At 59.2% G+C, this 22,161-nt stretch carries 19 protein-coding genes; 4 read left to right on the forward strand and 15 right to left on the reverse strand.

Annotated elements, in window-relative coordinates; genetic code table 11:
* Window position 1: 1 nt before the first annotated feature.
* Window positions 2-1,306, reverse strand: coding sequence for a sn-glycerol-3-phosphate ABC transporter substrate-binding protein UgpB (gene ugpB, locus QNI81_RS08795; RefSeq protein WP_009178683.1), 1,305 nt, complete (start codon window positions 1,304-1,306; stop codon window positions 2-4).
* 143 nt (window positions 1,307-1,449) lie between these two features.
* Here ugpB and QNI81_RS08800 point away from each other — a divergent pair, with 143 nt between their 5' ends.
* Complete coding sequence (locus QNI81_RS08800) at window positions 1,450-2,361, forward strand: LysR substrate-binding domain-containing protein (RefSeq protein ID WP_005608100.1); 912 nt, start codon at window positions 1,450-1,452, stop codon at window positions 2,359-2,361.
* 71 nt (window positions 2,362-2,432) lie between these two features.
* On the opposite strand, the gene QNI81_RS08805 is transcribed toward QNI81_RS08800, so the two are convergent.
* The 6 genes from QNI81_RS08805 to QNI81_RS08830 form a co-directional block, all read right to left on the reverse strand.
* Window positions 2,433-3,506 (reverse strand): ABC transporter ATP-binding protein, encoded by a 1,074-nt coding sequence (locus QNI81_RS08805; RefSeq protein WP_283966263.1) that lies wholly within the window; start codon window positions 3,504-3,506, stop codon window positions 2,433-2,435.
* Complete coding sequence (locus tag QNI81_RS08810; RefSeq protein ID WP_110363244.1) at window positions 3,499-5,232, reverse strand: ABC transporter permease; 1,734 nt, start codon at window positions 5,230-5,232, stop codon at window positions 3,499-3,501. The genes QNI81_RS08805 and QNI81_RS08810 overlap by 8 nt, the downstream gene beginning before the upstream one ends.
* Before the next feature lie 59 nt (window positions 5,233-5,291).
* On the reverse strand, window positions 5,292-6,383 hold the full coding sequence (locus tag QNI81_RS08815; protein WP_283966264.1) for an ABC transporter substrate-binding protein: 1,092 nt from the start codon (window positions 6,381-6,383) through the stop codon (window positions 5,292-5,294).
* Window positions 6,380-7,201: an alpha/beta hydrolase gene (locus tag QNI81_RS08820; protein WP_283966265.1), complete on the reverse strand. Its 822-nt coding sequence runs from the start codon at window positions 7,199-7,201 to the stop codon at window positions 6,380-6,382. The genes QNI81_RS08815 and QNI81_RS08820 overlap by 4 nt, the downstream gene beginning before the upstream one ends.
* A 75-nt stretch (window positions 7,202-7,276) precedes the next feature.
* Complete coding sequence (locus QNI81_RS08825; protein WP_283966266.1) at window positions 7,277-8,107, reverse strand: carbon-nitrogen hydrolase family protein; 831 nt, start codon at window positions 8,105-8,107, stop codon at window positions 7,277-7,279.
* On the reverse strand, window positions 8,104-9,009 hold the full coding sequence (locus QNI81_RS08830; RefSeq protein ID WP_283966267.1) for a proline iminopeptidase-family hydrolase: 906 nt from the start codon (window positions 9,007-9,009) through the stop codon (window positions 8,104-8,106). Before QNI81_RS08830 ends, QNI81_RS08825 begins: the two co-directional genes overlap by 4 nt.
* Window positions 9,010-9,162: 153 nt before the next feature.
* Between QNI81_RS08830 and QNI81_RS08835 the strand changes: the two genes are divergently transcribed.
* Window positions 9,163-9,921: an HpcH/HpaI aldolase family protein gene (locus tag QNI81_RS08835; RefSeq protein ID WP_283966268.1), complete on the forward strand. Its 759-nt coding sequence runs from the start codon at window positions 9,163-9,165 to the stop codon at window positions 9,919-9,921.
* Here the strand turns inward: QNI81_RS08835 and QNI81_RS08840 are convergent.
* Window positions 9,903-10,592, reverse strand: a complete 690-nt coding sequence (locus QNI81_RS08840; protein ID WP_009179191.1) for a helix-turn-helix transcriptional regulator — start codon at window positions 10,590-10,592, stop codon at window positions 9,903-9,905. The genes QNI81_RS08835 and QNI81_RS08840 overlap by 19 nt on opposite strands.
* A gap of 5 nt (window positions 10,593-10,597) precedes the next feature.
* The gene (locus tag QNI81_RS08845) at window positions 10,598-11,272 is read right to left on the reverse strand and encodes an RraA family protein (protein WP_009178945.1); all 675 of its coding nucleotides are present in this window, start codon (window positions 11,270-11,272) and stop codon (window positions 10,598-10,600) included.
* A 105-nt stretch (window positions 11,273-11,377) separates the two neighbouring features.
* Here QNI81_RS08845 and QNI81_RS08850 point away from each other — a divergent pair, with 105 nt between their 5' ends.
* The gene (locus QNI81_RS08850; RefSeq protein ID WP_283966269.1) at window positions 11,378-12,253 is read left to right on the forward strand and encodes a LysR family transcriptional regulator; all 876 of its coding nucleotides are present in this window, start codon (window positions 11,378-11,380) and stop codon (window positions 12,251-12,253) included.
* Between the two features lie 686 nt (window positions 12,254-12,939).
* Here QNI81_RS08850 and QNI81_RS08855 read toward each other — a convergent pair.
* The 6 genes from QNI81_RS08855 to QNI81_RS08880 all read right to left on the reverse strand — a co-directional run bounded on the left by QNI81_RS08855 (window position 12,940) and on the right by QNI81_RS08880 (window position 19,188).
* Window positions 12,940-13,851 (reverse strand): glycoside hydrolase family 26 protein, encoded by a 912-nt coding sequence (locus QNI81_RS08855; protein ID WP_065323119.1) that lies wholly within the window; start codon window positions 13,849-13,851, stop codon window positions 12,940-12,942.
* A complete protein-coding gene (locus tag QNI81_RS08860; RefSeq protein WP_283966270.1) occupies window positions 13,848-15,695 on the reverse strand; it encodes a glycosyltransferase family 2 protein in 1,848 nt (615 codons plus the stop codon). The genes QNI81_RS08855 and QNI81_RS08860 overlap by 4 nt, the downstream gene beginning before the upstream one ends.
* A complete protein-coding gene (gene galE / locus QNI81_RS08865) occupies window positions 15,679-16,683 on the reverse strand; it encodes a UDP-glucose 4-epimerase GalE (protein ID WP_126137280.1) in 1,005 nt (334 codons plus the stop codon). Before galE ends, QNI81_RS08860 begins: the two co-directional genes overlap by 17 nt.
* Window positions 16,680-17,702, reverse strand: a complete 1,023-nt coding sequence (locus tag QNI81_RS08870) for a UDP-glucuronic acid decarboxylase family protein (RefSeq protein ID WP_283966271.1) — start codon at window positions 17,700-17,702, stop codon at window positions 16,680-16,682. Before QNI81_RS08870 ends, galE begins: the two co-directional genes overlap by 4 nt.
* A gap of 215 nt (window positions 17,703-17,917) precedes the next feature.
* A complete protein-coding gene (locus tag QNI81_RS08875; protein WP_126137281.1) occupies window positions 17,918-18,418 on the reverse strand; it encodes a hypothetical protein in 501 nt (166 codons plus the stop codon).
* Window positions 18,415-19,188: a helix-turn-helix transcriptional regulator gene (locus QNI81_RS08880; RefSeq protein WP_283966272.1), complete on the reverse strand. Its 774-nt coding sequence runs from the start codon at window positions 19,186-19,188 to the stop codon at window positions 18,415-18,417. Before QNI81_RS08880 ends, QNI81_RS08875 begins: the two co-directional genes overlap by 4 nt.
* Before the next feature lie 1,125 nt (window positions 19,189-20,313).
* On the opposite strand from QNI81_RS08880, the gene QNI81_RS08885 reads away from it, so the two are divergent.
* The gene (locus QNI81_RS08885; RefSeq protein WP_283966273.1) at window positions 20,314-22,038 is read left to right on the forward strand and encodes a hypothetical protein; all 1,725 of its coding nucleotides are present in this window, start codon (window positions 20,314-20,316) and stop codon (window positions 22,036-22,038) included.
* Window positions 22,039-22,161: the final 123 nt, after the last annotated feature.

Below are 22,161 nucleotides of genomic sequence, written 5' to 3' on the forward strand. Positions count from 1 at the left end.
ATTACTTCACGGAGCGTTCGAACTTGCGCAGAAGTGCGTTGCCGCGTTCCACCGCAGTATCAAGCGCCTCGGCAGCGGTCTTGTCACCAGCCCAGAGCGCTTCGAGCTCTTCGTTGATGACGTCGCGCACCTGCACGAAGTTGCCAAAACGAATGCCGCGGGAGTTCGGCGTCGGCGTGTTGAGGCTCAGCTGTTTGATCGCAGTGTCGGTGCCGGGGTTTTTGTCATAAAAACCCTGTTCCTTGCTCAGCTCATAGGCAGCAGTGGTGATCGGAACATAGCCGGTCTCCTGATGCCACCAGGCCTGCACCTCGGGCGAGGACAGGTAGGTCATGAATTTCGCCAGACCTTTGTATTCCTCAGCTTCGTGACCAGCCAGCGCCCAGAGAGTCGCACCACCGATGATGGAGTTCTGCGGCGCATCCGCGACGGAGGTGTCGAGCGGCAGCATGGTCTGGCCGAACTTGAACTTCGCCTGTTCCACCATGGAGCCGTAATAAGCCGAAGAGTTCATCCACATGCCGCATTCGCCATTGGTGAACAGCGGCAGGCTGTCGCCGCGACGGCCACCGTATTTGAACAGGTTGCCCTCGCTCATGGAGGCGATGTCGTCCAGACGGGCCTCAACCTTGTCGTTGTTGAACACAAATTCAGTGTCAAACCCAGCAAAGCCGTTTTCCTTGGTGCCCATCTCCATGTTGTGCCACGCGGAGAAGTTCTCGATCATCACCCAGGACTGCCAGCCAAAGGACAGGCCGCATTCCATGCCGTTGTCGACCAGCGCCTGTGCGGCGGTTTTGACGTCATCCCATGTTTCGGGAACGTCGACGCCCGCAGCCTCCAGCGCATCGGCGTTGTACCACATCACCGGGGTAGAGCTGTTGAAGGGCATCGACAACAGCTCACCCTCGGGGGTCTGGTAGTAGGAGATCACCGCCGGCAGATAGTCGGATTTGTCAAACGGCTCGCCCGCGTCGGCCATCATCTGCTCGACCGGGTAGATCGCACCCTTGGCGGCCATCATGGTGGCGGTGCCGACCTCGAACACCTGCACCAGATGCGGCTGCTCACCGGCGCGGAAGGCCGCCACGGCAGCGGTCATGGTTTCGGTGTAGTTGCCCTTATAGGTGGGCACGATCTTGTAGTCGGACTGGCTGGCGTTGAAGTCGGCTGCGATCTTGTCCACGCGCTCGCCATTGGCACCGCCCATGGCGTGCCACCACTGAATTTCAGTCTCGGCCCAAGCGGCACCGGCGGTCAGGCCCGTTGCCAAGGCGCAGGTCAATGCGATTTTTGAAACACCCATCGTTTTATCCTCCTCAGGTCATTCGCGGGCAGCATTTGACAGGAAGAAACATAATTCAAGTGAAAGTTTCACAACAATGTCATAACACAATATTATAAACAGCTCATCACCCCTCGACCATCAACCGCAATAAGGATGCAAGAGTGCAGTTCAAATTACGCCAACTTCAGGCTTTCAAAGCAGTCGCGGAGACCGGAAGCATCACCAAAGCGGCAGAGATGCTGGGGATTTCACAGCCCGCAGTCAGCCGGTTGATTTCTGATTTTTCCGCCTCGATGGACCTCGAATTGTTCCAGCGCCGTCGCGGAATTTTGGAACCCACAAGCGATTCTCGGCACTTGTTGACCGAGGTGCGCCGCATCCTAGCGGGTCTGGATCACCTCGAAGATCTGCGCCGCGATCTCAAGGAACGCACCGGCGGACACATGCGGATTGCCTGCCTGCCCGGCTTTGCCACTTCGCACCTGCCACAGATCCTTGCACGATTTTTAAAAGAACGCCCCGGCGTCACCGTGGCGCTGGAGCCGGATCGCCCCGAGCGCATTCTGGAATGGATCATTGGCGAGCAGTACGACTGCGGCATCACCGATGATTTCGCCGGTCATCCGGCAACCGAGAGCATTGATCTCTTTGTGCGTTCCGCCTGCATTCTGCCCAAAGGGCATCCGCTTGCGCACAAGCCCGTCATTACTCCGCGTGATCTCGCCGAAGAGAAACTCATCCACACACGGCGCGACAGTGGCTTTTATCGCCGCCTTTCGCGCGCCTTTGCTGAATATGAGACCGAGATGAACAGCCTTGTGGAGGTGCGGCAGTTCACATCTGCCTGCCTGATGGTGCGCGAAGGTGTCGGCGCGTCTGTGGTGAGCGCGCTTGATGCCGAAGGGTTTCGAGATTCTGGCATTATTATCAAGCCGTTCGAGCCCAAAATTCACCACCGGTTGTCGATCCTTTTCCCCAGTGCCGTCAGCGTGCCACGGGTTGTGCGTGATTTCATGGATGTTTTTGTCGACAGCCTTGCCCCGGTTCTGGCCTCGCCGCCGCCCAAGCAATAGCTTGAAAATGAAACTGCCCGCCGTGTTTAAAGCACCGCGGGCAGATTTCTTTCAGGTCTCAACCACCCAGCTTAGCTATCCGCACAAAACACCACCGCGTCCTGCTGACGAATCCAGATGCGCCCGGTGCCGCGCGGCTGTGGCTCTTCTACGCTCAGGCGCAGGGTGATCCCGGCTACATGCACGTCCTGTTCAAAATGATCGCCAAGATAGCTCTCAGCGCCAAACTCGACGGTGATTTCCGACGCATCCGCGCAGGCCTCGTGGCGGATCAGATGGGGGCGCACCGCCAGCAACTGCTTGCCCGAGACCAGCCCGCCCACCGGCGCACGGCCATGGATCGGCTGCCCATCGGCCAGCGCAACAGTGCAGGCTCCCGGCTCTGCCACCGCGCCGCCAGACACCTCCAGCAGGTTCGCATTGCCGATAAAGCTCGCAGCAAAAGGATGCTGCGGGTCGCGGTAGATATCTTTGGGGGTGCCAAGCTGGATCACCCTGCCACCGCGCATCACCACAATGCGATCCGACATGGCCAGCGCCTCGTCCTGATCATGGGTCACGTAGATCGTGGTCAAACCCAGCTCGCGCTGAATATCCTTGAGCCAGACCCGCGCCTGCTGGCGCAACTGCGCATCAAGGTTGGACAGTGGCTCATCCAGCAGAAGGAGCGGCGGGCGGAAGACAATCGCGCGCGCCAGTGCGACCCGTTGCTGCTGGCCCCCAGAAAGCTCGCCCGGGTAGCGTTTCGCCAGGCCGCCCAGCTCCACCAGATCCAGTGCCTCGGCCACCCGCTTTTTGCGCTCGGCACTTGGGACCTTGCGTAATTTGAGCGACATGGCGACGTTGTTTTCCACCGTCATATGCGGCCAGAGCGCGTAGCTCTGGAACACCACGCCAAACCCGCGCGCTTCGGGTGGCAGATAGGCGCCTGTATCCGCATCCACCAGCACCCGATCACCAAAGGTGATCCGCCCGCCGGTCGGCTGGTCCAGCCCAGCGATGGAGGCCAGCGTGGTGGATTTGCCGCAGCCCGAGGGACCAAGCAATGTCAGGAATTCGCCTTCAGACACCGTGAGATTCAGCGAGTCGATGGCCAGCGCCGCGCCGTAACGGCGAGACACATCACAGAGAACAAGTTCAGTCATAGATCTTAACCTTGAAGAGGAAGCGGGCGAGGAGCAGCAGCGTGGCGACCAGCACGATCTGGAAGGTGGCAAAGGCCGCAAGCACGCCCACGTCACCATTGGTCCAGAGCGACAGCATCGAAACGCCCATGACCTCCAGCCCCGGTGCCATCAGGAAGATGGCAATGATGTAGGATTTGAGGTGGAACACGAAAAGCAGAATGAAACTGCCCAACAGCGCCGGTTTCAGCAGCGGCAGCAGAATGAGGCGCATGGCATCGCTCCAATCCGCCCCCACCGTGCGCGCCGCCCGGTCGAGATCCCGCCCGATCTGCACAATCGCAGGCTGGATCACCCCCATCGCCAGCGGCAGGGTTGCCATCACATAGGCCACCACGATGATCCCGATATTACCGCGAAGCCAGCCCATCGGCGGCAGGATCACCGCAGCATAGAACACGCCAAGACCGGTGATCATGCCCGGCACCACACGCGGCGAATAGGCCAATGCCTCCAGCGTGCCAGCAAAGCGAAAATCGGATCGCTGGATCACCAGCGCAACCGCCACCGCCAACAACGTGCCCAACCCCGCAGACAGCAGCGCGATTTCGACCGTGTTCCAGATCGCGCGAATGTTGGCCTCATCTGCAAAGAGCTTATCAAAATTGTTGAGCGTCAGCACCTTAGACACCGGCACCAGTGGCGACAGGAAGGACGTGAAGGCCCGCAAGATGATGCCCGCAATCGGCACAACCACAGTGGTTATCAGCACCGTTGCGAACAGGATCGCCAGTGGCCAGCGCAACTTGCCCAGTCCCAGCACCATCGGGCGCGAGCCCTTGCCCTTGACGGTCTCATAGCGGTGGCCATGGCGCAGCAGCATGCGTTGCAGCATCAGCGTGGAGCCAACCAGCGTCATCAACAGAAGCGATGAGGCCGCAACCAGCCCGTGATTGGGATTGGAGGCCGCGATGCCCTCGGCATAGAGAAAGGTCGACAGGGTATCGATCCGCGCCGGTCGGGCCAGAAACAGCGGGATCGACAGGGTTTCCACCGCAATCACCAGATTGAGCGCCGTGGAGGTAATGATCGATGGGATCATCAGCGGCAGCGTCACCTTGCGCAGCACTTGCAGTGGGCCAGCGCCCGTGGTGCGCGCGGCACTTTCCAGTGTGGAATCCACGGATCGCACCGCACCGTAAAGACAATAGAGATAGGCCAGCGGAGCCTGACTGATCCCGGCCACCACCGACATGCCCGCAATGGAATAGAGGTTCCACGGCGCTTCTCCGGTGCTTTGGGCGATCAACTGCGTCACAAATCCTGAGGGGCCGTAGATGATCACCCAGCCCAGCGCAAAGATAAGGTGCGACAGATAGAGCGGCCACATCAAGACATCGCCCATGACCTTGCGGCCCGGCATGTCCGTCCGTCCGATCAGCAGCGCGGCGGCGATACCCAGCACCTCGGCGATGATCACACTAAAGAGCGCAAACAGCCCGGTGGTCAGTGCAATGCGGCCAATGCGCTCTGACTGAAAGATCTGCGCAATATTGCCAAGGGTGAACTGCCAGTCATCCGCATAGAGGGGGCGATCAACGACCACCTGCAACAGGATAGGCAGCGCAGGGGCCAGCATCAGCGAGGCCGTGACCAGAAAGATCAGCCATTGAATAAGCCGCGCCCGGTCAAATGGCGGCGGGGAGGCCGTGCCATGGTGGGGGCCGGTCCGAGACAGAAATGCCATGGGGGAGAGGTCCTTTCAGACGGGGCCGATTGCATCTATGCCCATCGGCCCCGGAGAGATTACATGTTGAAGGCTTCGCCCCAGCGGGCGTTGAAGGCCTTGAAACCTGCGACCATGTCCGGGTCGTAATCGATCAGGATGAGGTTTTCAGCACCACCGATGGCCTTGATCACGTCATCCAGCGCATAGGCATCCTCGTCCTCGGGTGCGACACCCGGACGATAGGCCGTGAGGCTACCGGCGCTTACGGCCTGCTGGCCCGGCTCGGAGAGCACAAAATCAAGGAACACCCGTGCCGCCGCTGCATTCGGCGCGCTCTCGGTGATGCCCATGCCACGCAGGAACACTGGCGTGCCATCAGAGGGGAAGGTCCAGCCCAGGACGGCTTCCAGCCCGTCTTTCATCTTACCAAAGACCACCGGGCCGGAGACAAAGAACGACGAGGACAACTCGCCCGTCAACGTGCGCTCGATCATGCCACCGGCACCGCCACCCGGACGGGTCAATGGCCCGGCCGCGGCAAACCAGTTCCACGCCGCATCGCCGTGATGCTGAGTGAAGGCATAGCCTATGGAACCACCAAAGGCGTAGCGCCCATCATAGGTGCCTACTTTGCCCTCAAAAACCGAAGGATGCGCGGTGATATTGGCGAAGTACTCCTCCATAGAGCTGACCTGCAGCTCTTCGGGCACGGTGATTTTGTTATAGATCGTCACCATCGGATCGGCAGAGAATGTATAAAGCCCCGGCTCGGGATAGGACCATTCCGGCAGGTTCGCCCGCTCGGGCGAGGCATAATCGGCGATGACGCCTTCCTCAACCGCGCGAATCCAGTCGGGGATCGAATTGGCGATGATCAGATCGGCGCTTTCAACACCGGTGCCGACCTCGGCCTCATAGCGCGAGAAGGCCTCGGAGGGGCCCATCTCGATCGATTCCACGGTGATGTTGGGATAGGCCTGTGCAAAGGCTTCGACGACGGGGCCGAGGTTGGTGTTGGAAAGATTGGTATAGATCAGCAGAGAGCCCTCAGTCTCGGCTGCGCTGATCAGTTCTGCATAATCGGCGGGGTAGCCCTCGGGAATGGACTGCGCCTGCGCCACACCTGCAGCAAACAGGGCTGCCGTGCCAGTGATCCAGAAACCTGTCATCTGTGTCTCCTGTCGGATGTTGGAAGAGTGCTTGCTTGTTCTTGGGTCAGCCAATCGCGCAGGATCACTGCGGCGGCCTCAGTGCAGGGGGCAAGCTTATGCCCCACACCGGGAAGTTCTGTGTAAGTCACGGGCGCGTCATGGGCGCTCAGGCTGTCGCGCAGCGCGCGCGCCTTGTCGATACGGGTATCTCCGGCAAGGCCTGCGTCACGTGCCCCGAATTTTGTGCCCTGCGCGCGCGAGACCATGCCAGCGGCGCGATCTTCCGCACCGACAAGGATTGCCGTGCGCAGTGTTTGGAGCGCCTCGACATCCACCTCTGCCCCCACGGCCCGCGCAGCACCACGCAGACCTGGCCACCAGTCCACATCCGCGCGCAAGAGCGTCACCCCACCGGGCGCTGCAAGGATGAGCCCGTCCAGTTGAGCCGCGCGAAACAGCGCGTAGCGTTGCGCGAATTGCGCCCCACCCGAAAACCCGAACAGCCAGATCTGGCGGGGCCTGCCATTCAGTCGCGTCAGCGCATCCGCAAGAATGCGGTCCATCAGAACCAGATAATCCGCACCACTTCCGGTCAGGAATTTGTAGTCATCGCCAGTATTTTCGCCGTCGATCTCTGCCGGGAACAAAGGCGCAAGAACCGACACCTGCCCCTCTAGCGCCAACCCGTCGAGCAAGCCCCGGATGTCGCGATCACTTCCATGCGCCGCGATGATCAGCGGCGCATCCGGGGCCTCGGCCACCTGAAACGCGTAGCGCCAAGGGCTGTCGGTCAGCTGACACGTCGCCAGCGCCTTTGATGCAGCATCAGATGTCATACGAGACCTCGTGATCGAAATAAGGGGGTAAGTCCGGTGCCAAGGCCCGAGAAACCAACGCAAAATTTGGGCACTTCACGCCTCATGGCTCACCTCGCCGATCTCGCGGGTCTGTGCAAGCACTGGCAGGCGGCGGCGGGTCTCGGTGACATCGGCCAAATCAACCTCGGCGCAGATCACGCCCGGCTCATCCCCTGCGGCGGCCAGCACCTCGCCCATGGGGGAGATGATCCGCGACTGACCATGGGTGCGCAGCCCATCACGGGTGCCAGATTGCGCCGCCGCCACCACATAAGACCCGGTCTCGATGGCGCGGGCTTTCAGCAGCGGCTCCCAGTGCAAGGGGCCGGTGATCGGTGAAAAGGAGGCAGGGATCATCAGGACCGAAGCGCCCGCGCTGGCCAGTGCTCGAAAGAGATAGGAAAACCGCAGATCATAACAGATCGACAGGCCCAGCTTCAGCCCGTCCGCCTCGCAGGTGATGGCACCGCGCTGCCCCGGTGCCACCGCGCGGCTCTCGATGAAATCGCCCGCCCCGCCCAGCGCCACGTCGAATGTATGCAGCTTGTCATAGCGCGCGGTGATCGCCCCTGCGGGTGAAATCATATGGCCGCGGTTCCAGATGCGGCTGCCTTCTTCGGCGCGCAGCAACAATGATCCGGTGTGGAGCCAGACACCCAGTTCCTGCGCCAGCGCCTGACAGAGCGCAAGCGTGCTGTCCTCAACTTCTGGGAGGCAGCGCGCGGGATACTCCATCTGGTCGCGCAGCAGGATGTTGGCGGCCTCCGGCAGGCTGATCACGCGCGCGCCCTGCCCTGCGGCCTCGCGCACAAGGGCCTCGATCGCGGCATTGTTCGCAGCAACATCCGCTGTCGAACACATCTGAATTGCGGCAAAACGGGTCATTTTGTGCTCCGGTCCAAGAAAGACGACACCACCTGCATACAGAGCGCATGCTCCTCCACATGTGGCATATGGCTGGACTGACCGAGGATCAGCCATTGCGCTCCGGGGATACGGGTGGAGTAGGCCTCAGCAGCGCGCGGCGTGGCCTCATCAAAGCGGCCGGTTAACACCAGCGTCGGCACCTCAATTCGGTGCAGGCGGTCCTCGATGGTCCAATCCTTCAGAGTGCCGATGACGTGAAACTCCGTCGGCCCATTCATGGTGTGATAGACGGTGGGATCAGCGGCCACCGCATCAAAGGTCGCCACCACCTCTGGCGGCCAGGGATCAAGGCGGCAGACATGGTTGCGATAAAAGATATCGCTCGCGGCTTGGTATTCGGGGTGGTCGAAGTCATCCTTCGCTTCGTGCTTGAGCAAGGTCTCGTGCACCCCGCCCGGCAACGCACGACGCAGGCGCAGCGCCTCTTCGACCCAAGTGGGAAAAGAACTCGGTGAATTTGCAATCACCAGAGCTTTCAAACCCTTAGGTCGACGCACCGCATGTTCTGCTGCCAGCATGCCACCCCAGCTTTGCCCCAAGAGGCAATAGCCATCAGCAATCCCCAGATGCGCCAGCAAGGTGTCGAGTTCATCAAGAAACAGATCCACGGTCCAGAACTCTGCCGGGGCCTCCGGCAAGTGGGACGAGCGCCCGTTACCCAGCTGATCATAATGGATCACCGCCCGCCCTGTGGCAGCAATGGCCTTATAGGCATCGACGTAATCATGGGTGCAACCCGGCCCGCCATGGGCCACCACCAAGGGCAGCGCGCCGTTGCTCAGATCTCCCGTCACCCGGTACCAGGTCTGGTGCTCACCAAAGGCGCAGTAACCTTCTTGGACCTTCGGGGTTTGATGCATGGCGCGGCTCCTTCCATTGGCCCCGATGCTCAGACCGGAGGCGATATTCGGGCAAAACTGCCGCAGGCGCTGCCCCGCCAACAAGCTGCAAAATCTTGCAGGATGCCGCCTGCGCCAGTCCGCGTTAGCCTCATGCAAAACCGGAGAAGCCTCATGAAACCCCTGCGCCAGACCCTGCTGAACGGAACCCGCCTGCCCGGCGCATTTCTGTTCCTCGCCAATCCCGATGTGGATGAGGTGATGGCGCAAGCGGGCTTTCCGCTCTTGATTGTCGACCGCGAGCATGCGGCGGCAGACATGCAATCTGCCCTGCACGAACTGCGCGCCATTCGCGCGATGTCGGATGCCTTTGTCATGGCCCGCGCCCGAGATGGTTCTGCCGGGGCGATCAAGCCGCTGCTCGATGCGGGGTTTGACGGGATCATGGTGGCCGATGTGCGCTCTGGCAAAGAGGCCCGCGCCATTGCAGAGGCCGCGCGCTACGCGCCGCTGGGCCGTCGCGGCGCACAGTTCACCGTCTCGCGCGCTGCCCGCTTTGGCGCTGACGGTTCCCATGCGCAAACAGCCAATGACTCGATCCTTGTTGCCGTGATGATTGAAAGCCGCGCAGGGCTGGAGGCAATCCCCGAGATTGCAGCAATCGACGGGATCGACATGCTCTTTCTGGGTCCGCTGGATCTGACCAGCGACTATGGCACCTTTGGCGATCTTGCCTCGCCCGAATTGGCACAGGCACTGCGAGATGCGGAAACGGCGATCCGCGCCTCTGGCAAGCTGCTGGGGGGCGCTGCACTGCCCGGAGAACACGCGCAAGACATGTTTGCCCGAGGACATGCCTTGGTCACTGTCACATCGGATGTCGGCCTGCTGCGTGACGCCGCCGCGCGCGCGGTTCAGTCGATCCAGCCCTGACGTGTGGCAATCGCGACCGCATGGCTGCGATTGCGCGCGCCGAGTTTGGAGGCCGCAGCCTGCAGATGTTTGACCACCATGCTTTCCGAGCGGTTGAGTTCATGGGCGATCTGTTTGGCAGATAGCCCCGCTGCGGTATGGCTCAAACATTCGGCCTCGCGCAGGGTCAGCGGGCCGCGCGCCTGCCGCAGCTCGACCGAGATCCGATCCTGCAACTCAAAGGCCTGCAACGCAAAACGTGCCAGCATATCCATATCTGCCCGCCCCTCGACAAAGGCCGACAGCGTCGCAAATCCCCGCCCCGGCAGGTGCAAGGGTACGGTCATGCCGCGCCCCAGCGTCCAGTCCAAGAGCCGCTCGCGCACCTCACGCACATCACCCTGGCCCAGATCCTCGCGAATGACCGAGCATTCCTCGGCGTGGTAACTCCAGACAAAAGGATTGAGGATTTTCGCAGCCCGCCGCTGCACAGGGTCGGCCCGATACAGCGACCGGCCACACCAGTCGTCCACCAACACCTCTGCCGCACCGCGCGCCTCGATAATTTCGGGCAGTACAAATCGGCCCGGTTCGTGGGAAAAGGGCACCGGAGAGTAATCATAGACCAGCCCCTGCACCTGCGGGCCGAGGTCTGCATAGACCGCATCCACCAGATCTGCGACGGTGCCCATCCCGCTCAGCCCGCCGGTGCCGTGAGCCGCGCAACCATTTCGCTTGCGCCGGACAGATCACCAATCCGCTCGCCACGTGCAACGCCTGCAATGGTCGTGTCGGTGAGCGCTTGCAACGCTTCTGCTTGTGCAAGAATTTCGGGCAATTCCACCGCATGGAGCGACACCACACCCAGCCCGTCGGCAAGGATCGCATCGCCCGCCAGCACTGGCACGCCGCCAACACTCACAGGGCGGTTCAGGGCCCCACCCTGGCCTGTCAGCCGCGTGGTCTGCGCAGAGGCCCCACGGCTAAAGACTGGCAAGCCCAGCGCTGCCAATTCCTCCGTATCCGTGTGGCAGCCATCAATCACCACCGCAGCCGCGCCGGAATTGCGGATCGCCATAGCGACCCCGCCACCCAGACATGCGGCCTTATGATCGCCGCAGCGGTCGATGACCAGTACATCGCCTTGGCGCAGCATCCCCGCCGCGTGATGCAGCAAGGTGGAATCAAACCCCGGCAAGGTCAGTGTCACCGCCGTCCCCACCACCCGAGGCGTCGCCGCAACCGGACGGATCGCCGGGTCCAACATGCCACGATAGAGAAAATGCCCCAGCAGCACCGTCTCAAAGGCGCAAAGGCGCGCAAGGCTCTGGGGGGCAATCGCCTGCGGCATAGGGTCGAGGATATAGGTCATCTCAGCTCCGGTTCGTTTTCTCTATCACGTACCAGCTGATATGAACGGGTCCACTTGAATTGGCGGATCAATGCGATAGAATTATTCTATCACTTAGAGAATGCCATGCAAATTCACAGCCTTCGGACCTTTTACTGGGTCACCCGCCTCAACAGTTTTCGCAAGGCTGCAAAGGTGCTGAATATTTCGCAACCGACGGTCTCTTCGCGCATCCGCGGACTGGAGGAAGAACTGGGTGTCACCTTGCTAAGCCGCGATCAAACTCTCGCACTGACAGTGCAAGGGGAAGAACTGCTGGAATATGCTCGCACGGTGCTGCGCCTGACGGAGGATCTGTCGTTTCACCGCAGCGCCGACGCCCGCGACAGCCGCCTGCGTCTTGGAGCCAACGGGCCGGTTGCGGCCACATGGCTGATGCCTTTGGTGGAGCGCATGGAACGCAAGTTCCCCGACCTGCGGGTCGAGATCGAAGTCAACCAAAGCGCAACCCTGCTGCGCCACATGGGGTCCGGTCAGCTCGACATCGCCTTTGCCTCAAGCGAGAGTCAGGACAGCAGCCTGAAATACATACCGCTTGGAAGTTTTGATATGGTTTGGATTGCCGCGCCGGGGCTGTTTCAGGGTTGCCTCAGCGATGATGACCTCGGGCGCTCTCCGATCATCGGCTACAGCTGGGACTCGCCCATCCATGGCAGCACCCACCGGCCCGCCTTTGGACTGGGGCGTCACCGTCGCTTTACGCAAAGCGACAGCCTGTTCATGATGATCCGCATGGCGGTCGAAGGTGCAGGGCTTGCGCTGGTGCCGCGTGCCGCAATCGCACGGGAACTGAGCAACCGCCAGCTGGAGATCATAGAGGTCGACAACACGCCGACCAAGCTGCCTTTGTTCTGCGCACGTCCGCGCAATGCGGCCAATGCGTTGATCACTATGGCGGCCCAATATGCGCAGGAGGCTATGAACAGCCTGCCGCAACATTAGCGCGTCTATCGCGCCCCAGGCCCGGCGCATAAGACGACTTCAAGTCTAGTGCGCAGGGCTGGAATAGATCAGCGGCGATAGCAGCGGGATTTCTTTCCAAACCCGGCAGGTGTGCACACATAGCTGCCTGAGCCAGATGCCAGAACGACCTCTTCTGGGCTGCTCACACCCGTTGCTTGTGCGCCCAGCGCTGCACTCGCAAGAAGCGATGTTCCGATTGAAAATGCCAAAAAACCGCGCCGACACTGGCGTGCTACCTGTCTTACCAAAACTGCTCTCCTCGGGTTGTGAGCCCACCCTTGATTAAGCGGGTCTCGTTACCTGTGCCTCATTTAGGACAACATATAATTAACGGTCAAGCGGCCCCCAAGGCAGGTCCGGAGCCGCATATCGTCAAGTGAGAGAGAGTTTGGGGAAGCGAAAACAAAACACGCGCGCCCATATTTCAGAGGCGGCGGTTTATTTTCTTGTGAACTGCCAGTTTGTTACCGGCAATACTTGCGGTGGCCTTTGTATGATTGACCAAACCACACTTCGTCAGCGTAGAGCGCAGGCAAAAACCCGCCACTACGGCCAGGCCGGGCGCGAATATATCGCAAAAACTGCGTATTTGTGATTCTTCATCTTTGGCGAAGACCAGACCTCGCGCAGTCTCACAGCAAATGCCTTGCCCGCGGGCTGCGAAATCACTCCAGAACGTTTGCCGTTTGGCGCCAGTTCGGCAGGCCAAATCCATCCGGCCAAGGGTAGACCTCCTGCTGGTCGAAATAGACCACAGCCGTCAGCTCCGGGTAGAGATCTCCCTTGGTTCTGACATCGGCGTTCCATTGGGCGACATGCTCCGCATCCCCCACAAAGCCCAGTTCGGCCACCATCACGGGTTTGCCGAATTGAATTGCACGCTCGTAGCGCGGTCCAAATATGTCCTCAAAGCTCTGCGCACCGCCCAGCACTGCCCCTTCCCATGGCTGATAGCTGAACACCGAAAGCCCCACCACATCGACAAAGTCATCTCCGGGGTAGTAGTCGGCCATGTTCTCAAGCCCCAGTGGCGACCACATGTATTTAGCATCCGGAACACTTTGGCGGCAGACATCATTCATCCGGCGATAGGCGGAAATATAGGCCTGCGGCTCCCACCCGGCCCAGATAAACTGGCCGCTCTTGTCGTCCATCTCCTGCGCCCAGCGGATCGTCATTGGAATGTCGAGTTGCCCCAGCGCGGCGCAGATATTGGCCATTTTTTCGTCATATGCGCCGCTTTCGATACCGTTGCGCAGCACCCGTGGCGTGTTGCGTTCGTCACGCGACCAGGTCCAGGGTTCGATGGTGACCAGCAATGTACGATCACGCGCCTTGGCATAATCCTCGGCTTCTACGAGGCTCGACAACAGCACGTCCTCCCATGGCAGGAAGAGATGTTCGATCGAGACCCCATTGAGATCGGTAAAATCACCATTGGGGTCATAGACACCAAAGGGCAGGCTCCCCGGCGGAACCGTCTGAGCCGCAGGCGCGCTGGCCGTGGCAAGCACCAGCGCGGCTGTGACCCCAAGATATCTGAAGGTCTGGCATTTCAAGTCCATGAGGCGTTTCATTTTCCCGTCCTTTGCGAAATCAGAGAGTTAAGTAATTGAGAGTACCAGTCGGGGTCGTAGGCCATGACTGGGCTGTTGGTGGTGCTCCGCCCTGCCCCGGAAACCGGGAAATACGGCTTAAAAATCTTGATCTTGCCGCCGGTATCGGTCAGCGCAACCAGCGCCGCATTGGTGCGCTCCACAAAGCCCACCATGATAAACCCCGACAGCAGCACCACGCATCCCATCTGAGCCGCCGTGCGCAGCGGCCAGTTGAAAATTCGGATTTGGTTTTCCTGCAGGTGCTTATGCGCAATCACAAAAAACAGCACCGTGTAGATAATCGCATTGATCAGCGCGAAGATGTAAAAGCCTGCCGCGTCCAAGATGTGCTCGACCAGCAGCACTGGCAGCAGCGACATCATCGCCAGCACCGCGTAAGGCAACAGCACAGCCCAGGGGATCATGGCGACCACGCCGGAGCCTTTGGGCGTGACACGGAAATCGACAAAACCGCCAAACAGCCTGTCCCGCACGGCCATCGCGATACCCAAGAGAACCCAAGGCCATTGCGCAAAGGCAAAGGCCACTTTCTCCCAGCCTAACACCTTGGCGTCATAGGGCCGCAGGAACCCGTCCCTGCGAACGCAGCCCACCAATATCAGCAGCGCCAGTGTCGACGGCCAGACATGGGCAAGAAAAGCCGGAAACGTCACTTCCGCATAGCGTACGTCATACAACAGCGCGACAATGGGAAAGAGGAACATCAGCGCCATAAACCCCGCAAGCAGCGGGTAGCACATCTGGCAAAAGACAAACTGCACCCGGTGCCGCGGCGAGAGCGCCATGAAATAGCGTGGCGTATATTGCAACAGAATGGTCATCAGACTGCGAGACCATTGAAACTCTTGCACAATCAGATCGACAAATGTGGCCGGCCCATCCCCCAGCGCAATGGCATCCATGGCGTGCATGCCCTTCCAGCCGCCCGCGTTCATCAGCATCGAGGTGGAGTGATCTTCGGCCAGTTCCGGCCCCAGTCCGCCGATGTCGCGCAGGGCTTTGGTCCGCACCGCATAGTGCGACCCGATACACATCGGAGCCCAGCCATTGGCATAGCCCGCCTGCACCACACCGTGAAAAACCGCCTCGCTGTGCAATCGGCTGCGGGCAGCCCAGCTGTTGGCAGAATTCTGCGAGCAGATGCTCGGCGCGCTGACATAACCCACATCCGGGTCAACAAAGGCGCGCAGAATTTCCCTCAGGTAGTTCGGTTGCGGCACATGGTCCGCATCCAGTTGCGAGACGAAATCATAGCGATCATAGCCGTAATGGTCATAAAAATAGGCAAGGTTGCCCTCTTTGCAGCGGGTGCGCCGGGGCCATGTTTTTTGGTGGTAGTCCTCGACGCCTTTGCGGGTGGAGACCTGAACTCCGTGCCGAGCGCACCATTCAAGGGTCTCTTGGTCGGGGTCTTCGTCCGCCAGCCATGTGTCATGAGGCACATCCTGCGCCAACATGGCCTCCAGCGTGACCCGCACCACATCGAACGGCTCTGAGGGGGCCTTGGTCACAACCATCGCCACCCGATGCGGCCCCAGCGCGGCGAGGCTGCCAGTGGCATGCTGCGCGCGCAGGAAGAACACCAGGAGATATGCCTGCACAAAAAACACCCAGAACACACACAGGGTGACGGGCCAATAGAGATACCAACTGGTATAATGATCCGGGCGCAGCCACCATTGCCAGAAGAACACCGCCGCGATCAGCCACAGCAGCGCCAGCGCCACGTATTTACGACGCAATCGCCCCTGCAGGACTGGCCTACGGAACGGCTGACGGGAAAGGTCATGCAGATTCTGCATTTTGCGCCTCCAACAGGCCAAAGCTGCGCGCCGCATCTGTGACGATGGTCTCAATATCAGAGCGTTGCGGCTCAAAGCCGAGGATCTGACTGGCGAATGTGGTGTCGGCAACCAGAACCGGCGGATCTCCCACCCGGCGCTCTGCAGTCAGCAATCTGACGTGGCGCTGGGTGATTTCCTCGACCGTGCGAATGATCTGCAGGTTGGACACTCCGTGACCGCTGCCCAGATTGACAATCAGGTTGCCCTTGTGGTCCTCAAGATGATCCAGCGCCAGCAGATGCCCCTGCACCAAATCACTGACATGGATGTAGTCACGAATGCAGGTGCCATCGGGCGTATCATAATCAGCGCCAAACAGCGTGAGCACATGCCGCCGCCCCGCCGCCGTAAAGAGCGTCAGCGGCACCAGATGGGTTTCGGGGTCATGTTGCTCTGCCAATGCGCCGCTGGGATCAGCACCTGCGACGTTAAAATACCGCAGGATCGCAAAGGACATTCCGATCTGAGGCGCAATATCGCGCAACATGTGTTCGCAGATCAGTTTACTTTCGCCGTAAGGATTGATCGGGCGTTGCTCGGCGCGCTCATCCACGGGTAAAACATCTGGTATTCCATAAGTGGCACAACTGCTGGAGAACACAAACCGCTCTACTCCGGCCAACGCGCATGCGCGCAGCAGCGATAGCATGCCACCAACGTTGTTGTCGTAGTACTTCATTGGGTCTGCGACGGATTCTCCGACATAGGCAGACGCTGCAAAATGCATCACGGTCGAAATATCATGGGCGATCAGCGCTTGTGCCAGCCGCTCGGTATCGCGCAAATCAATCTGGCTCAGCGGCCCCCAGCGAATGGCGCTGCGATTGCCCGTCGACAGATTGTCCACCACCATCGGCGAGACCCCTTCGCGGGCCAACGCATAGCAGGCGTGGCTGCCAATGTAACCGGCTCCACCGGTCACGCATATGTTCTGCCCGGTCTTCATTCTGCAACCAGCAGGCGGGCGGCAGGCCGTTGAAGCTGCCCCGCAAAATAAGGAACCGTCATCCGCAACCCATCCGCGAGCGACACTTTGGGCGCCCAGTTCAGATCAGCCTTGGCGCGGGAAATGTCTGGGCAGCGCTGGCGCGGATCATCCACCGGCAGGTCCAGATAAGCGACCTCTGACTTGGACCCCAAGGTCTCGATGATGTGCTGCGCCACCTCCCTTACGGTGAACTCACCGGGGTTGCCGAGGTTATAGGCCTGAACCGGCGCATCCTCGCATGCCATCAGCGCCATAAGCCCCTCCACCAGATCGCTCACGAAACAGAAGGAACGGGTCTGACTGCCATCGCCATAGACGGTAACCGGCACCCCGGACAGCGCCTGAGTAACGAAGTTAGAGATCACCCGCCCGTCCTGAGGGCACATGCCCGGACCGTAGGTGTTGAAAATACGGGCCACGCGAGTTTTGGCGCCGCGTGCATGATGGAAATCGTAAAACAGCGTCTCCACCGCCCGTTTGCCTTCATCATAGCAAGAGCGCGGCCCCATGGTATTGACGTTGCCGCGATAGGTCTCCGCCTGCGGCGTAATCTCCGGATCACCATAAACCTCAGAGGTGGAAGATTGCAGGATCGTCGCATCGTGGTGCAACGCCAGCTCCAGCAGGTTCAACGCCCCAAACACATTTGTCTTGAACGTGTGGATCGGATCGACCTGATACTTCTTGGGAGAGGCCGCGCAGGCGAGGTTGTAGATCTCATCCACCTGTCCCAGATCCGGCAGCGGGTCGACAATGTCGTGCGACACACAGGTGAAGTTCTCATCATCCAGAAGATGCACGATATTGCACATGCGACCGGTTTGAAAATTGTCGATGCAGAGGACCTCATGGCCATCATGAACCAGCCGTTGGCACAGATGCGCGCCGACAAAACCTGCGCCCCCTGCCACCATAATCCGGCGTCTGTTTTGGCTCGTTTTCTTTGAGACCGGAACCAATGAAACTCTAGCTGCCATTACTCACACCCCCCGGTGTCAATCAGCAGCCCAGAATTACGGTTTTGCCGGATGCATTTCTTCGGAGTTATGGAGTGAAAACCGTCACCGTCCCTCACCGCATCCAAGCTGCTCAAAATTAAAAAACACTGAGCTTATCATCATAAAATCAAAGCATTTTCTGTGAAGCTAGCAATAGGGTTAGACCGTTTGGCTAGGGTCTTGGGGCCGAGATCTCAGGCCGGATAACCAAACTGTGCAATCACCTGCCAGATACCGTGATTTATCGCCGTCAATTCCGAGATCGCCGTCTCGATATCTTCAGCGGCGGCATCGTTCAGCGGTGTGGATTGACCGATTTTCAGCGTGTCCTTGCGGTCCGCGATTCGCATGAGAATCGTGTGGAGATTCCCATTCTCAGGGTCAAACGCATAGATGCAGTGATTGTAGCGATTGCGCAGTGCGGATTGACGTTGGATGCGCCCGGTCAGCGCAAGCACCGGGTCTCTTTCATCGGCAGAAACCCTGTCGAGTTTGCTCAACCGCTCGACCAGATCGATGCGCGCACGCGTGGTGTTGAGGGTCAGGAAGATTACCGTCGCGGTTTCCTTATCCACCTTGGCCAGACCGGCGATCAGATGGATCAACAGGCTTTCGGTATTGGTCCACGCATAGTTGAGCCGGCCGACCAACAAGAGGAACGCATCAAAACTGGGTTGATGCGCGGCCCCCTTCATTGAACGAACTGATCAGAGCCGTGGTTTTCCAGAAACCAAACAGCGGCCTCGGTTCGGTTGTTGACGCCAAGCTTGGCAATCACATGGTGGATGTGGAGCTTCACTGTGTGTTCCGACAACCCGAGCCGATTGGCGATCAGCTTGTTCTGCTTGCCTTCGGCGACACAGGACAGAACCTGTGCCTCGCGCGTGGTCAGGCGGATATTGCCTGCCTTTGATGCGCGCTGCTGACCTGCGGCGCGCGGCTTGGAAGAGGATGGCTCCGGTTCGCTCGGAGCTGGCGGCCGCTCATGCGCCGCCGCGACGTCAGCGCCCGAAAAAAAATCATCATAGAGCTCCCCCGGCACGTAGTTTTCCCCCCGCACCAGCAACCGCAAAACCGTAAGCCAGCGATCAAGATCCCGATTCATCGGCAGAAAGCCAACCCCGCGCTTTGGGCGTTGGTTTTTCATTCGGATTAAAAAAGAACGTGCCAATTCAGGCTGCCGATACGCAAAGGCCGTGGTGGCACTGGGAAATTTATCTTGAATTTGATCTATGGAATTGCTAAACGATTCACCCATAGATTGATTTAGAATAATCGAACGCACGCGATCTACCCGATCCACATCTAGGGAAAGGAGATCTTCAATCGTTTCAAGACGTTCAAACCGAACAGACTTGAAACTGATCGTCGCCAGTTCGATGGCTGGTTCTGAGAAGTCATGCGCATTTCCTACGAAATAGCACGTAATCCCACTCAATTCACTTTTGAACTCGTTACTCTTCATGTCGCATCCCACTTGGTTTTCACATGTTGCGAACGTACCTGAACGACTAAAACTACTTTTTTGCTTCGGATTTATACATCCGATAGCAGGGCGCTCGATATCGCCCGATGCACCAATTGTCCCTGGAGCGTGATGCTCCCTCCCCCCGGAGACGGGCACATTGATTAATGCCAAACTAACTACAAAAAATTATCACAATTTATCGTAAGTGTCTGCCATGTTCGGGCGTAAATTTGCTCAATCGTGACGCCTATTCTCGCGATCAAGATGTAGACTTTCAAAAATCACCCTGAAAAATCAAAAAGTTGACGCAGGGTCAATGAGACCTCCACTCAACAGAAGAAACGCGCGTAACACTGCAGAAATCACGGCATTTTCACGCCAGAGAGTTGTTGTTCTCACAAATTCTCACACCGAATGGACTGCTCATTTGGAGAAGGTGCGGTGCTTTCATACGAATCTTCGAATCATCTGCGCACAACCTTAATAATTTCCACGCGTTACGCCGTATCTCATTATAGTTGCACGGCTGGTTCGGGAATCTTTTTCTACTTTGACAGCATACATTATAGTCAGCCTACATATTAAATTAGTGGATTAAATTTGCGGCCACAGATTGCCCCTCATTCATATGGCCTACGCCTTCTGAACGGTCACTGAAATCTTCTTGTTTCAACTGAACTAAACCCATTGATTAGCCCAACCGAAACGAATGACATCCACGGCCAGTGCATCGTTTCACGGCCACAAGAACGATGTAAAAAACACCATCAAATCAAATACATAAGTAATTATTTTCCATTCCTAATCCTATGGTTGGGTGGTTTTACGTTTCGGCTTTCGCAATGCTCTGAACGTCACCTTTTGTGACCTTGCTGGCCTCAGCGCCCGCAGGAAAGAGCCAACAATACAACGCGTATCATCGTCTGTTTGTCTCCGGCTCTTTTGTTTCAAAAATGCATAGCGAGGGGGGATCAAATATCTGACACACGAAACTTCTGCAGCGCACCGGCAGAAGCGAAATCTCAACGGCGCGCAATTTCATGAAAACACATCAATGGCAAACCCACATGATCGCTTTTGATATGAGTGGCGATCCCGGGAATGCATTACGGGAGACATCCTATGTCTAAGAAAAACCAATTCCACTTCGGCCCGATGGGCGACCAGTCTCAGGATCAGGATCAAGACCAGCTGCAAGGCCAGGGTCAGGCGCAGGCAGAGCTGCAAGCTCAGCTGCAGGCGCAGGGTCAGCTGTCCGACCAGGATCAAGATCAGGATCAGGGCCAGTACCAATCCAGTGAGAGCTGGAATGGCAATATGAACGGCAATGGCAACGGGAACGGCAACCTCAATGGCAACGGGAACGCCAATGGCAACGGCAACCATAACGGCAACGCCAATGGGAATGCCAACGGCAACGCGAATGGCAACGCCAACGGCAATGCCAACCTCAACGCCAATGGCAACCTGAATTCCAACACCAACGATTCTACGGTCACCGTGGATGTCTCGGTGGGGGTCGAAGGCTATGAGCCCACCGACGATGATTTTGCCGACATCGATCTGGATCACTCCAACGCCGGTGACTTCATCATGGCGAAGGGCAACATCGACTATAATCCGGGCAACGACCTTGATCTGGATAGCATGTTGAACGACGCTCTGAACGGTGCCGGCAACGATGCCGGAACCATCAATGCGCAGTCCAACAACCTGCAAGACAACGACCATCTGAGCAACGTGTCCAATAATGGCACGATGAACCAGACCAACACCGCAAAAGGCGGCACTGCGACTGCTGATGATGGTATCGCAGCTGGCGCAGGCGGCGGTACCGGCGGCGGCGGAGCCACCGCAAACGGTGCAGGCGCACTTGGCGGTCTGGGGATCGGCGGCGCAGCCGGGGCAACTGGCGGAGCCAGCGGCAACGGTGGCAACGGATCCGCACAGGGCGGTAACGGTGCAAACGGCGGCAATGCTGCATCCATCGGCCTTGGTGTCGGGATTGGTGGCGCAGGGGCAGACTCTGACGCAACCAGCGACGACGGCGGAGCGGCAACCTCCATCGGTGCGGGCCTCGGTGTCGGCGCAGGGCTGGCTGGATCGAATGCAGACGGTGGCAACACCGGTGATGCAGGCGGTCTTGGCGTAGGCGTCGGCGCTGCAGGAGCCAACTCCGACAGCAGCGACACCGGTGATACCGGCGCTATTGGCGGTGGTCTGGGACTTCTGGGTCTTGGCCTTGCCGGTGCAGACGGCGGTGACGGCGGCACATCCGATGCGGATGCAATCGGCACCGGTATCGGTGGCGGCTCTGGCGAAAGCGGAAACGGCGGCGATGCCGGATCTCTGGCAGCTGCAGCCGGCAATGGTGAAGGCTACGGCTCCGGCGGCAACGCCAACGGTGGTGACGGCGGCGACGCTGCGGCATGGGCTGCTGCTCTGAACAACTCTCAGGGCAATGGCGGCATGAATGTTGCAGGTGCAGGTGACGGTGGCGATGGCTACGGCGGACACGCCTGGGGCGGCAGCAGCGGTGACGGCTTCGGCGGTCAGGCTGTCGTTGGCGGCGTGCAGGCCGGTGGCGGAACCGGCGGTGCTGGCGGCATGGCGACCACCGGTGCTGGCGGTGCTGGCGGCAACGCGGGCATGTGGGGATCGAACAACGGTGACGATGGTTTCGTAACCGGTGAGTCCTTCGCTTCGTCGGCGGCTCAGGTCGATACCACCGCGTTCAACCAGAGCATCGTGATGGGTGCCAACGTGCTTGGGAACACCGTTGATATGACCGTGGTCGGCGGGGGCTTCAGCTCCAGCTACATCGGCGACGATGGCGACGGCGCATAATCGCACAATAAACCAACGGACCGGGCCCGATCATCGGGCCCGGTTTTCCACCATTTCCCAAGCTCGCACTGCGGATAATTCAATCCGCCCATAACAAAAAAGAGGTGAGCAGCCATTCATTCC

The organism is Tritonibacter sp. AK171, from assembly GCF_030127025.1.
GTDB lineage: Bacteria > Pseudomonadota > Alphaproteobacteria > Rhodobacterales > Rhodobacteraceae > Epibacterium > Epibacterium mobile.

Coding starts and splice junctions, on each gene's coding strand:
- ugpB (WP_009178683.1), bottom strand. CDS start 1,306: ATGGGTGTTTCAAAAATCGCATTGACCTGCGCCTTGGCAACGGGCCTG.
- QNI81_RS08805 (WP_283966263.1), bottom strand. CDS start 3,506: ATGACTGAACTTGTTCTCTGTGATGTGTCTCGCCGTTACGGCGCGGCG.
- QNI81_RS08810 (WP_110363244.1), bottom strand. CDS start 5,232: ATGGCATTTCTGTCTCGGACCGGCCCCCACCATGGCACGGCCTCCCCG.
- QNI81_RS08815 (WP_283966264.1), bottom strand. CDS start 6,383: ATGACAGGTTTCTGGATCACTGGCACGGCAGCCCTGTTTGCTGCAGGT.
- QNI81_RS08820 (WP_283966265.1), bottom strand. CDS start 7,201: ATGACATCTGATGCTGCATCAAAGGCGCTGGCGACGTGTCAGCTGACC.
- QNI81_RS08825 (WP_283966266.1), bottom strand. CDS start 8,107: ATGACCCGTTTTGCCGCAATTCAGATGTGTTCGACAGCGGATGTTGCT.
- QNI81_RS08830 (WP_283966267.1), bottom strand. CDS start 9,009: ATGCATCAAACCCCGAAGGTCCAAGAAGGTTACTGCGCCTTTGGTGAG.
- QNI81_RS08835 (WP_283966268.1), top strand. CDS start 9,163: ATGAAACCCCTGCGCCAGACCCTGCTGAACGGAACCCGCCTGCCCGGC.
- QNI81_RS08840 (WP_009179191.1), bottom strand. CDS start 10,592: ATGGGCACCGTCGCAGATCTGGTGGATGCGGTCTATGCAGACCTCGGC.
- QNI81_RS08845 (WP_009178945.1), bottom strand. CDS start 11,272: ATGACCTATATCCTCGACCCTATGCCGCAGGCGATTGCCCCCCAGAGC.
- QNI81_RS08850 (WP_283966269.1), top strand. CDS start 11,378: ATGCAAATTCACAGCCTTCGGACCTTTTACTGGGTCACCCGCCTCAAC.
- QNI81_RS08855 (WP_065323119.1), bottom strand. CDS start 13,851: ATGAAACGCCTCATGGACTTGAAATGCCAGACCTTCAGATATCTTGGG.
- QNI81_RS08860 (WP_283966270.1), bottom strand. CDS start 15,695: ATGCAGAATCTGCATGACCTTTCCCGTCAGCCGTTCCGTAGGCCAGTC.
- galE (WP_126137280.1), bottom strand. CDS start 16,683: ATGAAGACCGGGCAGAACATATGCGTGACCGGTGGAGCCGGTTACATT.
- QNI81_RS08870 (WP_283966271.1), bottom strand. CDS start 17,702: ATGGCAGCTAGAGTTTCATTGGTTCCGGTCTCAAAGAAAACGAGCCAA.
- QNI81_RS08875 (WP_126137281.1), bottom strand. CDS start 18,418: ATGAAGGGGGCCGCGCATCAACCCAGTTTTGATGCGTTCCTCTTGTTG.
- QNI81_RS08880 (WP_283966272.1), bottom strand. CDS start 19,188: ATGAAGAGTAACGAGTTCAAAAGTGAATTGAGTGGGATTACGTGCTAT.
- QNI81_RS08885 (WP_283966273.1), top strand. CDS start 20,314: ATGTCTAAGAAAAACCAATTCCACTTCGGCCCGATGGGCGACCAGTCT.